Here is a 13,680-nt window from a genome sequence, read left to right on the forward strand (position 1 = left end):
ACCTCAGCAAGCGGAGCCCAATCATGGAAAAACGCGACGAACTCTACCGCGGCAAGGCCAAATCGGTTTACAAGACCGACGACGCCGACCGCTTGATCCTGCTGTTCCGTAACGACACCTCGGCGTTCGACGGCAAGCGCATCGAACAGCTCGACCGCAAAGGCATGGTCAACAACAAGTTCAACGCCTTCATCATGCAAAAGCTCGAAGAGGCCGGCGTGCCGACTCAATTCGACAAGCTGCTGGGCGACAACGAATGCCTGGTCAAGAAGCTGGACATGATCCCGGTCGAGTGCGTGGTACGTAACTACGCTGCCGGTAGCCTGGTCAAGCGCCTGGGCGTGGAGGAGGGCATCAAGCTGGAGCCTTCCACTTTCGAACTGTTCCTCAAGAACGACGAGAAGGGTGATCCGTTCATCAACGAGTCTCACGTTGTTGCGTTCGGCTGGGGTACCGCCGAGCAACTGGTGGAGATGAAGAAGCTGTCGCTGAAGGTCAACGAAGTGCTGAGCAAGCTGTTCGATGACGCCGGCCTGCTGCTGGTCGACTTCAAGCTGGAGTTCGGGGTCTTCCATGGCCAGATCGTTCTGGGCGACGAGTTCAGCCCCGACGGCTGCCGCCTGTGGGACAAAGAAACCCGCAAGAAGATGGACAAGGACCGCTTCCGTCAGGGCCTGGGCGACGTGATCGAAGCCTACGAAGAAGTTGCCAAGCGTCTGGGCGTGCCGCTGTAAGCTGCGCGTTCACGCAAGCGCCTGATACCACGTGATTTTTTTTGAAAAAAAGTTTGCCTTTCAAGAATTCGCTGGTATGATGCGCGGCATTGGAGAGATGCCGGAGTGGTCGAACGGGACGGATTCGAAATCCGTTGTACTGGCAACAGTACCTAGGGTTCAAATCCCTATCTCTCCGCCATACGCGAAGTAAACAAAGCCCCGAAACGGTTCCGTTTCGGGGCTTTGTCGTTTTCGGTCCAGGACCAGGGTGAACACCTTGTGTTTCGATCGCCTGCCATCCGCACACTCGAGCGTATGCAACCCGCTCCAAGTTCTAATCCGCCACCCCCACAAGGGCACTTCCGGGCGTGCACAATCACTGATAGCATCCGGCCACTCTCCCAAGGCTGGCGAGGAGCTTGCGCCTCGATGGAATGTGATCTCTAACGCGCAAAATGCCAAACACGCAGACCAGCGGCGCTCACGTTCTTGTGCGGGCAGCCGATACATCGTGTTCAAGCGGTGCAATTATTACAGGGACGTAGCGAGATGAAGCAGGTTGTCTGGGGTGCGGTGCTGGCGTTGTTCAGCGCTGGGGTGATGGCTGCCGACGCTGGCGACCCGTTGTTGGACGCTGCCAGCGCCACTGCTGGCGAAGTGCGTGGCGTGCTGCGTGCCCGTTCCCAGGCAGTGCTGGCTAGCGAGTTGCCTGGCCGAGTGGTTGAAATCCCCTACGCCGAAGGGCAGGCGTTCAGTAAAGGCGATGTGCTGGTGCGTTTCGACTGCAGCGCTTACCAAGCTCAGGCCAACGCCTCCGCCGCGGCCGTACGTGCTGCCCGTGAAGAACTGCGTAACAAGCAGCAACTGGCGGCGTTGAATTCGGTCGGCCGTTTCGAAGTGGCGTTGGCCGAGGCGCGCCAGTCCCAGGCTCAGGCTGAATCGCAGGTTTATCAGGTGCAGGTGCAGCGCTGCCAGATCAAGGCACCGTTCGATGGCCAGGTGGTAACGCGCCGGGTGCAGGCTCACGAGAGTGTGGCCAGCGGTGCGCCGCTGCTGGAAATCGTCGATAACCGTTCTTTGGAAATCCACCTGTTGGTGCCGTCGCGCTGGCTTGGCAGGCTCAAGCCCGAGCAGGCTTTCAGCTTCGTACCCGATGAGACTGGCAAGCCTATCGAGGCGGTGGTCAAGCGGCTGGGAGCGCGGATTGACGAGGGCAGTCAGACCCTGTTGCTGATAGCCAGCGTACCGGCCAACACGCCGGGGCTGCTGGCAGGTATGAGCGGTACCGCGCAGTTTGCGGAGCGGCCATGAACGCCCCGGTGCCAGGTGCGCTCGAGCAACTGCTTGCCCATTATCTGAAGCTGGAGCGTCAGGCCCGCAGCGCATCGTCGTTGGAGACCCTGGCGTTCAGTATGGTCAATGACAGCCAGCCGTTGTTTGGCTATCGCCATGGCGCTTTGCTGATCACCGGCAGGGTGCGCGCGTTGACCGGCATCAGCGCTGTGGAACCCAACGCCCCGTTCGTGGTGTTCATCGAGCGCGTCGCTGCGCAGTTGGCGAGCAGTGAGCGTTTCGCCCTGGCCGGGGTAGTGCCGGCTGAGGACCTTGACCAAGCTAGCCGCGAAGAATGGCAGGGCTTGTCGGCGCCCTATGGGTTCTGGCTACCGCTCAAGGACCGTAAAGGCGAAGTGTTCGGAGGGTTGTGGCTGGCCCGCGAAAACCCTTGGAACGACGCCGAGCAGGCTTTGCTTGTGCAGTTGGGCGACTGCTATAACCATGCCTGGTGTGCCCTGCAGCCTGGTAAGCCATGGCGTCTGCGGTGGCCGGCTCGCACGCGCTGGGCGCTGGCCGGCGTGCTGCTGCTGACCTTGCTGGTGCCGGTGCGGCAGTCGGTGCTGGCGCCTGCCGAGGTGGTGCCACGCAACGGCCAAGTGGTCGCTGCGCCGTTGGACGGGGTCGTTGCGCAATTGCAGGTCAAGCCAAACCAGGCCGTCCAGGCCGGGCAGGTACTGGTGCGCTTCGATGCCACCACGCTCAAGGCTCAGGCCGATGTGGCCGAGCGTACCCTTGGCGTCGCAGAGGCCGAATTGCGCGCCAACAGCCAGCGGGCATTCTCCGATGCCGACTCCAGTGCCCGGCTCGACCTGCTGGCGGCCAGGGTCGAACAAAAGCGTGCCGAGCGCGATTACGCCCGTGACCTGCTCGGGCGCAGTGAGGTGCGCGCCGAGCGCGATGGCATCGCGGTATTCGCCGATGGCCAGCGCTTTGTCGGCAAGCCGATGCGCACCGGTGAACGCTTGATGGAGATCGCCGACCCAGCCCAGGCCGAGCTTCGGATCGAGTTGCCGGTGGCTGACGCCATAGGGCTGGCGCCTGGTGCCGAGGTTGCGCTGTTTCTCGACAGCGACCCGTTGAACCGCCACGATGCCACGCTTGAACGCATGGCTTATCAAGCTCAGACGACCCCAGCCGGGCAGTTGGCCTACCGGCTGGATGCCAGCTTCGGGCAATCGCCGCCGCGCATCGGCCTGCGTGGCACCGCCAAGGTATATGGTGCCCGTGCTCCACTGGCGTTGTACCTGCTGCGTCGGCCCTTGGCGGCCCTGCGCCAGTCGGTGGGCCTGTGAGGCTGCCGGCGCTGCGCCCTGACCTTCAGCTTTCGCCGGGGGCGCCGGGGCTTGATGGCGCGCCCCAGTGGACCCTGGCCGACCCGCTGCGCGGGCGCTATTTCAAACTCGGCGCCCCGGCCATGCGCTTGCTTCGACATTGGAGTCTGGGTGACCCTGGGCAAGTGCTGAACGCGGCCAATACCGAGCCAGGGGCACCGTTGACCAGCCAGTCTCTGGACGAACTGCTGCATTTCTTGCGCGGCCATGACCTGATCAGCGCCACCGATGCCGAGCAGCGCGCCACTTATGCGGCGAAGGCTGCGGCGCAGCGCCAGGGCATCTGGAGCTTGGTGTTGCACAAGTACCTGTTCTTCCGTATTGCGCTGTGGCGGCCAGATGCGTTTCTCAACCGCACCTGGCCTTGGCTGGAGCGCTATGGCCCGAACCTGTTGCGCTTTGGTTTGCCGGTCGTGCTACTGCTGGGCGTATTTCTGGTGATGCGCGACTGGGAGCGTTTCCTTTCCACTTTCCCGCACCTGCTCAGCCTCGGGGGCATGGCGGCGTTCGCCATCGCGTTGGGTTTTGCCAAGCTGTGCCATGAGTTCGGCCACGCCTACATGGCCAAGCGCGCCGGTTGCCGGGTGTCGAGCATGGGCATCGCCTTCATGGTCCTGCTGCCGATGCTCTATACCGATGTCAGTGATGCCTGGCGCGTGCAAGACCGCCGCACACGCCTGCTGATCGGTGCTGGCGGTGTGCTTGCCGAGCTGCTGTTGGCTTGTATCGCCCTGCTGGCCTGGTCGTTGCTGCCGGACGGGGCAGGGCGCACCGCTGCTTTCATGCTGGCCAGTGCCACTTGGATCACAACGGTGGCTATCAACGTAAACCCGCTCATGAGGTTTGACGGCTACTTTCTGCTCAGTGACCTGTGGGGCGTAGACAACCTGCAAGGCCGCGGCTTTGCCCTGGGGCGCTGGCACCTGCGGGAATTGTTGTTCGGGTACGGCGAGCCGATGCCTGAACGCTGGTCACCGAAGCTGCGTCGACGGTTGCTGTGTTGGAGCTACGCTTCGTGGCTATGGCGCGCCGTGCTGTTCTTCGGTATCGCATTGGCGGTGTATCACTTGTTCTTCAAAGTGCTTGGCATTTTCCTGATGACGGTCGAGCTGGTGTGGTTCATCGGCCTGCCGATCTGGCGCGAGTGGCAGCATTGGTGGAAGCACCGCCAAGCGGCCCAGCCACGCAAGGTCCTGCTGCTCGGTAGCGGCCTGGTGCTGATGTTGGCAATACTGCTGCTGCCATGGCGCAGCAGCGTGGAAGTGCCCGCGATGCTGGAGGTGGCGCGCTTGAGCCCCCTGCATGCCCCGGCCGCCGCGCAGGTGCGCCAGGTGCAGGTCAGCGATGGGCAGGCGGTGGAGGCAGGCCAGGTCTTGCTGAGCCTGGTGTCCCCCGACCTGGAGGCGCGGATGGGCATAGGCCGGCGCGAGATCGAGATTCTGCAACTACAGTTGCGGCGTCAGTCCGGGCGCAGCGAGACGGCGGCGGACAGCGGTATTCTCGAACAGCGCCTGGCCGAGGCCGTGGCCGAGTTTCGCGGCCTTGCCGCTCAGCGCGACCGCTTGGTGTTGCGTGCGCCCCACGCTGGCATCGTGCGGGACATGGCCGACAACCTGGTGCCTGGGCGCTGGGTCAGTTCTGAGCTGCCGCTGGTTTACGTGGCTGAAAGTGGCCTGCGTTTGCGCGGTTACTTGGCCGAAGCGGATCTATGGCGGGTGAAGCCGGGTGCTGACGGCCAGTTCGTCGCTGACGATGTGTTGCGTGACGCTCTGCCGGTGACGCTGCAGTCGATGGACGCCAATGGCGTGGCTTACATCGATCAGGAGGCGTTGATTTCTGAGCATCACGGGCCTATTGCAACGCGCCGTGACGATCAGAAGCGCGCTCAGCCGTTGCAAGGGCAATATGGTGTGCAGTTTCAGTTACGCCACCCCACATCCTTGGCTATAACTCATCCGGTGCGCGGCGTTGTCGTGCTCGAGGGGCAAGGCGAGTCGTTGCTCGCTGCGGCATGGCGACGCACGGCAGCCATTGGGGTGAGGGAAAGTGGATTTTGATCGTGCGATTGTAGGACAGTTGCGGTAATCTGATATCAATGCGCCACGCAAGTAAGCGTAACGCTTCAAAATAATAATAGCCTGCTAATTAACCAGTCGGCTTATCAGGGATGAATGCATTCATGTACAAGGACGCTGTGACCCTCCGTGCTTTGCATCCAGATGATATGCCTTTCATCGAGCGCCTGTTCGCGGGCTCGCGGTCTGAGGAAATGTCCCATAGTGGCTGGCCTGCAGAACAGATCGAGAACTTTCTTCGCCAACAGTTCAACGCCCAACATACTTATTACCAGGCTCATTATGCCGATGGCCAATTCCTGATCGTCGAACTTGATGGCCAGCCTATCGGCCGTCTCTATCTATTTTGGGGGCCAACTACCCTCAACTTGATTGAAATATGCCTGCTTCCTGAGTTTCAAAAGCGCGGCATCGGTTCGATGTTGATCGAGGCACAATTGTACCGCGCGGATCAGCTTGGGCTTAACGTCGAACTTTTCGTCGAGTACTACAACCCTGCACAGCGGCTATATGCCCGGCTGGGTTTTTATGTGTGCGGTGATTCCGGGGTGTACTTGAAGTTGCGCCGCGACGCCCGTGTTCAAGCCAGGAAAGTTTCATGAACGACATCCTCAGCAATGCCATCCCGACCCTGCAGGAACTGCGCGATGCCGACCCAGAGGGTTTCGTGCTGCAGATAGCCGCCGATCAGGGCCTCAAAGTCAGCTTGCTGGAAGTGCGCGAAGGGGTGGCCATGAACCGTAACTATCAATGCTATTCGTTGGTGCTGGCCTTGCCGCTGGGCGTCAAGTTACCGCAAGCAGTATTCAACCTTTACGGGCCTGGCCGCGAGCAGCCCTGGATGTTGATGATGAGCCCGGTGATGCCTGAGCCCGATGGGCGCCATGTACTTGAAGCCATTATTCACTGCGACCGCCCCGCGGGCGCCGATGCTCTTTGATTCGTAGTATTTCAACCACGCAAATCAACGTAAGGAAGAGTCTCATGGCTGATCCCTATCTGGGCGAAATCAGAATGGCTGGGTTCAACTTCAACCCGTACGGCTGGGCGTTGTGCCAAGGGCAGACTGTACCCCTGAGCCAAAATACCGCTTTGTTCGCATTGTTAGGCACGCAGTTTGGCGGCGACGGCGTAAGTACCTTCGCACTGCCTGACCTACGCGGTCGTACACCGGTCGGCCAAGGCCAGGGGCCTGGCCTGGCGATGTACGAAATGGGCGAAAAAGGCGGCACTGAAACGGTCACCCAGTCGTTGACCAACATGCCGCCTCACAACCACGTGGTTCAGTCGAACGTCAGCAGTGCGCTGAGTGGCAGCACTGCCCTGCAAGTGGTGAACGCCGAAGCGACAAGCCCCCAGCCGATTCCCGGTGGCTGCCTGGGTGTGGTCAACGACGGCGGCGGAGGCGCGCTCAATCTGTATCACGACGGCCTGGACAACAGCGGGAACCCGCTGCCTCGAGTTAGCTTGGCTTCGCAAACGGTGCCAGTCAGCGGTGCCATCACTGCAACCAATACGGTGAGCGTAACCGGTAGCGGCGTAGCGATCCCGGTACTTAGCCCTTTCATCTCAGTGAACTTCATCATTGCGATGCAGGGCGTGTTCCCGACGCGCAACTAACGGCTACAAACGGCGGTGCCCAAGGGTACCGCCAATTTTTTCGCTGTTTTGGCGCCACGCCAGCACGGCAGTTCACCAGGAGGTGCACATGAAACTCATCGAGCGATTCTTGCGCAAGGCCGCCCAGCAGCGCCAAACCGCTGAACCTAGCCAGGCTCCGCTGCTGATGGCTCTTGAACCGCGAATCATGTTCGATGCGTCGGTCGGTGCCGTAGCCCAGGATGCGGCCACGCAGACAACCGTCGACACGGCCAATGACAGCACCTCCAGCAACCAAGACAGTCAAGCCTCGGCCTCCACTCAGGCATCTGGTGCTCAACCAGGGGCCGAGCGCCAGGAAGTCGTGTTCGTCGATGGGCAGGTCGGACAAGCCGATCAACTGATTGCGGGTTTGCCGGCCAATGCCGAAGTGGTCGTGCTCGATCCTGACAAGGATGGCCTGCAGCAGATGGCCGATTACCTCAAAGGCCGGGACAACCTGGATGCCATCCACCTACTGTCCCATGGTGCCGACGGTACCGTGCAACTGGGCAATATCTGGCTGGCCAGCAACAACCTTGCCGAGCATCGCTCAGCCCTTCAAAGCATCGGTGCGACACTCAAGGCTGATGGCGATCTGATGTTGTACGGCTGTGATGTCGGTGAAGGCAGCAAGGGCCAGGCCTTCCTCGATGAATTGGCGTCTATTACCGGTGCCGATGTCGCAGCTTCGGTGGATGACACGGGTGCCGCCGCTTTGGGGGGTAACTGGACGCTGGAGCGCAGCAGCGGGGTGATTGAAACCAGTGCGCTCAGCGTGGATGGCTATTCAGGTCTGCTGGCAGCCAACTATACCGGCGGGGCCGTGGCCTCTGCGCCGGTGCTGGGGGCTACGCTCAACAATCTGATGAAGTACGTGGTCGCCGACTTCAATGGCGATGGTTATGACGACATTCTCTATCAAGCGAATGGTACGTCCGGTGCCTGGAGTTTCGCGGTGAACAACCGTGACGGGACTTTCAGTATCCAAGACCAGAACAGTTCGATTTTCGCCGGCCTGACCCTCGGCGCCCATTCGACCACCGGAACCAACTTCCATGCGGCGGACTTCAACGGTGATGGGCGCATCGACCTATTGGTGGCGTCCATCACCGACAGCTCGATGAAGCTCTACCTGAACAATGGCTCGGGCTTCACCACCACCAATGTCGCGGGGACTTTCGGCGGCGTCAAGACGCTCATTGGCGACTTCAATGGCGATGGTGCCGTCGATGTGCTGTATCAGCAGACCGCTACAAACTCACCTTGGGGAATGTTGGTAAACGATGGCAACGGTAATTTCACCAACATCCTGGACACCGATCCTGGCTGGAACCAGACGTTCACACTGCCCAACTTCGCCACCTACTCCTACAAAGCTGCCGACGTCGATGGTGATGGCTATACCGACCTCATCATCGTCTCTGCTAACCAGCAGATGCGCTACTTACGCAATGACAACGGCCGATTTGTCGAGCTGACCAGTACAGCGGGTTTGCCGACGCCAACGGTGTCGCGGGCGATCGTGGCGGACTTCGACGGTGACGGGGACGCGGACATCCTGTATCAGGTGGGCGGCGACGGTACCGAAATTCGCTACGTGCGCAACGACAACGGAAGCTTCGTCGACCTTCCAAGGTCGCTGTCGCCGTTTGCCAGTATCACCACCTTCCCGGATTTCACGTCTCAGCGGTACCGTGTCGGGGATTTCGATGGTGATGGCGATCTCGACTTGATCGGGACGTCTTCCACCGCAGGCGCTACGGTCATCTATTACCAGGATGGGAGCCCACCCAAGCTCAATAGCGCAACCCCGGCCGACGATAGCCTGAGTGTTGCTCCGAGCGCGAACATTACACTGACCTTCGATCAGTCGGTGAGCAAGGGGGCCGGTAACATCTACATCGTACGCACCAGTGACAACGCGATAATTCAGACGATCGACGTGGGCAGCGCCTTGGTCACCGGTAGTGGCACCACCTGGACCATCGACCCTCCGGCCGACCTGCTGGCAGGGGTGCAATATGCCGTTCGCATTGACAGCAAGACCTTCGTCAATGCCGCTAACCAGGTATACAAGGGCATCCAGGACAACACCACGCTGAACTTCACGATTGCCGCAGTGGCAGCCCCTGTAATCGGAAACCTCAACGGCGATTCCGTCACCTACGTGGAAAAAAGCGCCTACGCTCTGCTCGATGCCGGCAGCAATGCGACGGTCACCGACGCCGACTCGGCCAGCTTCAGCGGCGGCAAGCTGACGGTGCAGGTCACAGCTGGCGGTACGTCCGGTGAAGATGTGCTGTTCATCCGCGATCAGGGGGCAGGGGCCAACCAGATTGTGCTGTCCGGCGCCTCGGTGCTGTACAACGGCCTGGTGCTGGGCACTTTCACCGGCGGCAGTAACGGCAATCCACTGGTGATCACCTTGACCAGCAATGCCACTGCGGCCACGGTCACAGCGCTGATCCAGAACCTTGCGTATCGCAATTCCAACACCACCGAGCCGTCGACAACGGTGCGCAGCGTGTCGATCAGCATGGATGACGGTGCTGGCGGTAGCAGCACCGTCTCGGTGGTCAGCGTGGCCGTCGCGTCAGTCAATGATGCACCTTTGGTCAGTGTAACGGCGGCCAACCCGACCTACACCGAGAACACCTCAGCCGTGCAGCTGTTCAGTGGGGCGACGATCAACACCGTAGAGTCTGGGCAGAAAGTGGCCCAGATCACGTTCACCGTCACCAATGTCGCCAATGGCGCGGCCGAGAAGCTGGTCATCGACGGCAGTGACGTGGCCCTGGTCAATGGCAACAGTGTGGTCACCACCAACAACGGTACGGTGGTCACCGTCTCGGTGGCCAGCGGTACAGCGACTGTCATCCTCAGCAGCAGCTCAGGCCTGGATACGTCGACGGCGCAGACCATCGTCAATACTCTGGCCTATCGCAATGACAGCGACAGCCCGAACACGGCCAACCGGGTAGTGACCCTGAACACCCTGAGCGATAACGGAGGCTCCGCCAACGGCGGCCTGCCGACCACGGCAGTGGGCATTTTCAGTACTGTCTCGCTAGTGGGCGTCAACGATGCTCCGGTGTTGTCAGGCGGGCCTTACAGCCTGCCGAGCATCACCGAAGACACTACCGCATCTGGCATGCAGGTTTCGACCCTGCTGGCCAACTACACCGTGGTCGACGCCGACGCCGGTGCCTTGAGCGGCATCGCGGTGGTGGCCAGGGGCGGCAACGGCACTTGGCAGTATTCCTCCGATAACGCCAACTGGACTGACTTCGGTGCCGTGTCCAATACCAGCGCGCTGTTGCTCAGCGCCACCACCTATCTGCGCTACGTCCCCGATGGCGCCAACGGCGAAACCGCGAGTTTCACTTTCCGTGGCTGGGATCAAACGCAGGGTAGTGCGTCTGTCAACGGTATCCGCAGCACTGCCGATACCTCCAGCAACGGCGGCGCTTCAGCATTCTCCAGCGCTATGGCAGTGGCCAACCAAGGGGTGACGTCCGTCAACGATGCACCTGTGATGACTCCGCTCTCACCTAGCCTGAGCGGGCTCACCGACACCGCTGTAAACAACGGCGGCAATACCGTCCAATCACTGTTGGGCGGGGTCACCGATGTCGATACCGGCGCCCTCAAGGGTATGGCGGTCACCGGCCTGACCGGCACCTATGGCACGTGGCAGTACAGCCTCGACGCGGGCAGCACCTGGAATGATGTGGGGGTGGTTTCCTCCAGCGCTGCGTTGCTGCTCACCGCGCAGAACCTGGTGCGTTTCGTGCCTGACGGCATCCATGGCGAAACCGCGACCATTACCTACAAGGCTTGGGATCAAAGCAGTAACGCCGGCCTGCAGGGCAGCAAGGTCAGTGTCCTGACCTCCGGCGGCACGTCGGCCTATTCCACGGCCAGCGATAGCGCCAGTGTAGTGGTGACAGCGGTCAACGATGCGCCAGTGGTTACTGTAAGCGGCACCCCGGCCGCCTGGATCGAAGGCAATAACGTGCCTTCAAGCCCAATCGCGGTGGACCCGGCCCTGACCGTGGCCGATACGGACGGCCCCAATCCGCTTGGGGCTACCGCCCGCCTGCTGACTTACTACAGCGCTCAGGACAGCCTCAGCTTCATCAACGACGGTGTGTCGATGGGCAATATCGTCGGCGTGTGGAATGTGGGCACTGGCACCTTGACGCTTACTTCCGCGGGCAACCAGGCGACCGTGGAGCAATTCCAGGCCGCCCTGCGTGCGGTGAGCTACAACAACGCCTCGGACAACCCGAACTCCACCACCCGCACGGTACAGTTCATCGTGACTGATGGCGGTAATCTTGCGTCGGCTGCCGTGACCCGGGACATCACCATCACCGCCGTCAACGATTCGCCAGTCATCACTGCTGTAGCCGCCTTGCCGATCATCGAGGACACACCCACCGCGCTCAGCCAGATCAGCTTCAGCGATGTCGACTCCACATTGGGTATCGTGACCTTCTCGGTCGCCAGCGGCACCCTCAGCGCGACCGGCGCCGGTGGTGTGACCGTGGGGGGGACCTCGACTGCGCTCACCTTGAGCGGCACCTTGGCCAATATCAACCTGTTCATCGCCAACAATCGCCTGGTTTTCACCCCGGCGGCCAACGCCAGCGGCGATGTGCAACTGACCATCAACGTCAACACCTTGAGCGTTTCTGACGCCACCACCAGCCTGACCTTGCAAGTCGCTGCAGTGAACGATGCGCCCGTGGTTACCGCGCCGGCGTCGATCACCGTGACCGAGGATGTGGCGAGCGTGATCAGCGGTATCAGCTTCAGCGATGTGGATGCGGGTGCGAGCACCGTCACTGCTACCTTCTCGGTACCCAGCGGCACGCTGAGCGCCAGCAGTGGGCTGGGCGTCACCGTCAGTGGTGCCGATACTGGCGTGCTGACCCTGTCCGGCAGCCTGGCCGATATCAACGTCTTCATCGCCGCCAACAGCGTGACCTTCAAGACCGCGCAGGATGCCACCAATAGCGTGATCCTTACGGTCACCCTCGACGACAACGGCAATACCGGCGGCCCTGCGCAGACCGACAGCAAGACCGTGACCCTCAATGTCACTGCGGTCAACGATGCGCCGGTGAACAATCTGCCCATAGCCCAGACTGCTCAGCAAGGCATCGGCCTAGGCTTCAATACTGCCAACGGCAACGCGATATCCATCAGCGATGTCGATGCAGGCAATGGCCTGCTAACCGTGTTCTTGAGCGCGACCAATGGCACCCTCAGCCTTGGCAGCCTCAGCGGTATCACTCTGCTGTTGGGGACGGGAACCAACAGCCCATTGATGATCTTCGAGGGTACCCGTGCCAACCTCAATGCAGCCTTGCAGACCCTGACCTTCACCTCTGCTAGCAACTTCATCGGCAGCGCCACGCTCACCATCGAGACCAATGACAATGGCAACAGCGGAAGCGGCGGGGCAAGAACCGATATCGATACCCTTACGATCAACGTCATCCCGTTGAACCCCAGAGTCACCAGCGTCTCGGCCCAAGGGATGGACCGCACTGTGAAGGTGGGTGATGAAGTGTTGATCAACGTGGTTTTCGACCAGGTGGTCAACGCCGATACCAGCGGTGGGGTTCCTAGCCTGCTGCTGGAGACTGGCTTGGTTGATCGGGCGGCGGTTTACTCGAGCGGCTCGGGCAGCAATACATTGGTGTTCAAGTACACCGTGCAGGCAGGGGATGTCAGTGCCGACCTGGACTTCCAAAGCACGGCAGCGCTGCAACTCAACGGCGCGATCCTGGCCAATGCCAGCAATGACCTGGCGGTCCTTACCCTGCCGAGCGTGGGGGGCAGCGACTCTCTTGGTGGGCGCAGCAATATTGTGGTCGACGGTGTGCTGCCACGGGTGGCGAGCGTCCAGGCACCGTCCGACGGCACTTACATCACCGGCCAGAACCTGGATTTCACCGTCAACTTCAGCGAGCAGGTGGTGCTCGATACGCTTGGCGGGGTGCCGCGCATTGCTGTGACCCTGGATAACGGCGGCACCGTTTATGCTGACTATGTATCCGGGTCCGGTAGCACTGCCCTGGTATTCCGCATGACCGTGGCCAACGGCCAGCTCGACAGCAATGGCATTACCGTAGGTAGCAGCATCGAGCTCAATGGCGGCGCCATCCGCGACTTGGCGGGCAACACCATTGTTGCCTCCCTGAACAATGTGGCCAGTACTGCCGCTGTCAATGTCGACGGCGTTGCCCCAACGGTGGTGAGTGTGGCGCCGCCGCTGGAGGGCCATTACAAGGCCGGCGATGTGCTGACCTTCACCGTCAACGCCAGCGAAGCCGTGCAAACCGGCGCACTGGCGCCGCGTCTGGCGCTGGATGTGGGCGGGGTCACCCGTTATGCCAACTACGTGTCTGGCAGTGGCACGTCGGCGTTGGTGTTCCAGTACATCGTCCAGGCGGGCGACAACGACAGCGATGGCATCGCGGTCAGCAGCCTCGACCTGCGTGGCCAAACGCTGACGGACCTGGCCGGCAATGACCTGAACCTTGCCTTGAACGGCGTGGGCAGTACTGC

The 13,680-nt window shown here is 61.2% G+C and carries 8 protein-coding genes and 1 tRNA gene; all 9 read left to right on the plus strand.

Annotated elements, in window-relative coordinates; genetic code table 11:
* Positions 1–23: 23 nt before the first annotated feature.
* Positions 24–734: a phosphoribosylaminoimidazolesuccinocarboxamide synthase gene (gene purC / locus ACK59H_RS14975; protein ID WP_011535129.1), complete on the plus strand. Its 711-nt coding sequence runs from the start codon at positions 24–26 to the stop codon at positions 732–734.
* 91 nt (positions 735–825) lie between these two features.
* Positions 826–915 (plus strand) — tRNA-Ser (locus ACK59H_RS14980).
* A gap of 401 nt (positions 916–1,316) precedes the next feature.
* Positions 1,317–2,027 carry an efflux RND transporter periplasmic adaptor subunit gene (locus tag ACK59H_RS14985; RefSeq protein WP_261745659.1) on the plus strand — a complete coding sequence of 237 codons (711 nt, stop codon included), beginning with the start codon at positions 1,317–1,319 and terminating at the stop codon, positions 2,025–2,027.
* A complete protein-coding gene (locus tag ACK59H_RS14990) occupies positions 2,024–3,343 on the plus strand; it encodes an efflux RND transporter periplasmic adaptor subunit (RefSeq protein ID WP_409264589.1) in 1,320 nt (439 codons plus the stop codon). Before ACK59H_RS14985 ends, ACK59H_RS14990 begins: the two co-directional genes overlap by 4 nt.
* Positions 3,340–5,439, plus strand: a complete 2,100-nt coding sequence (locus tag ACK59H_RS14995; protein WP_060478886.1) for an efflux RND transporter periplasmic adaptor subunit — start codon at positions 3,340–3,342, stop codon at positions 5,437–5,439. The genes ACK59H_RS14990 and ACK59H_RS14995 overlap by 4 nt, the downstream gene beginning before the upstream one ends.
* 122 nt (positions 5,440–5,561) lie before the next feature.
* The gene (locus ACK59H_RS15000; protein WP_060478887.1) at positions 5,562–6,059 is read left to right on the plus strand and encodes a GNAT family N-acetyltransferase; all 498 of its coding nucleotides are present in this window, start codon (positions 5,562–5,564) and stop codon (positions 6,057–6,059) included.
* Positions 6,056–6,397, plus strand: coding sequence for a DUF6916 family protein (locus tag ACK59H_RS15005; protein ID WP_060478888.1), 342 nt, complete (start codon positions 6,056–6,058; stop codon positions 6,395–6,397). Before ACK59H_RS15000 ends, ACK59H_RS15005 begins: the two co-directional genes overlap by 4 nt.
* A 44-nt stretch (positions 6,398–6,441) precedes the next feature.
* A complete protein-coding gene (locus ACK59H_RS15010) occupies positions 6,442–7,077 on the plus strand; it encodes a tail fiber protein (protein ID WP_060478889.1) in 636 nt (211 codons plus the stop codon).
* Positions 7,078–7,165: 88 nt separating this feature from the next.
* On the plus strand, positions 7,166–13,680 hold a 6,515-nt coding region (locus tag ACK59H_RS15015), incomplete at its 3' end, for a DUF4347 domain-containing protein (protein ID WP_409264590.1).

The organism is Pseudomonas sp. KCJK9000, from assembly GCF_046230725.1.
GTDB classification, from domain to species: domain Bacteria; phylum Pseudomonadota; class Gammaproteobacteria; order Pseudomonadales; family Pseudomonadaceae; genus Aquipseudomonas; species Aquipseudomonas promysalinigenes.

Excerpts from the sequence above, each read along its gene's own strand:
- purC (WP_011535129.1), top strand. The coding sequence starts at position 24 with ATGGAAAAACGCGACGAACTCTACCGCGGCAAGGCCAAATCGGTTTAC.
- ACK59H_RS14985 (WP_261745659.1), top strand. The coding sequence starts at position 1,317 with ATGGCTGCCGACGCTGGCGACCCGTTGTTGGACGCTGCCAGCGCCACT.
- ACK59H_RS14990 (WP_409264589.1), top strand. The coding sequence starts at position 2,024 with ATGAACGCCCCGGTGCCAGGTGCGCTCGAGCAACTGCTTGCCCATTAT.
- ACK59H_RS15000 (WP_060478887.1), top strand. The coding sequence starts at position 5,562 with ATGTACAAGGACGCTGTGACCCTCCGTGCTTTGCATCCAGATGATATG.
- ACK59H_RS15005 (WP_060478888.1), top strand. The coding sequence starts at position 6,056 with ATGAACGACATCCTCAGCAATGCCATCCCGACCCTGCAGGAACTGCGC.
- ACK59H_RS15010 (WP_060478889.1), top strand. The coding sequence starts at position 6,442 with ATGGCTGATCCCTATCTGGGCGAAATCAGAATGGCTGGGTTCAACTTC.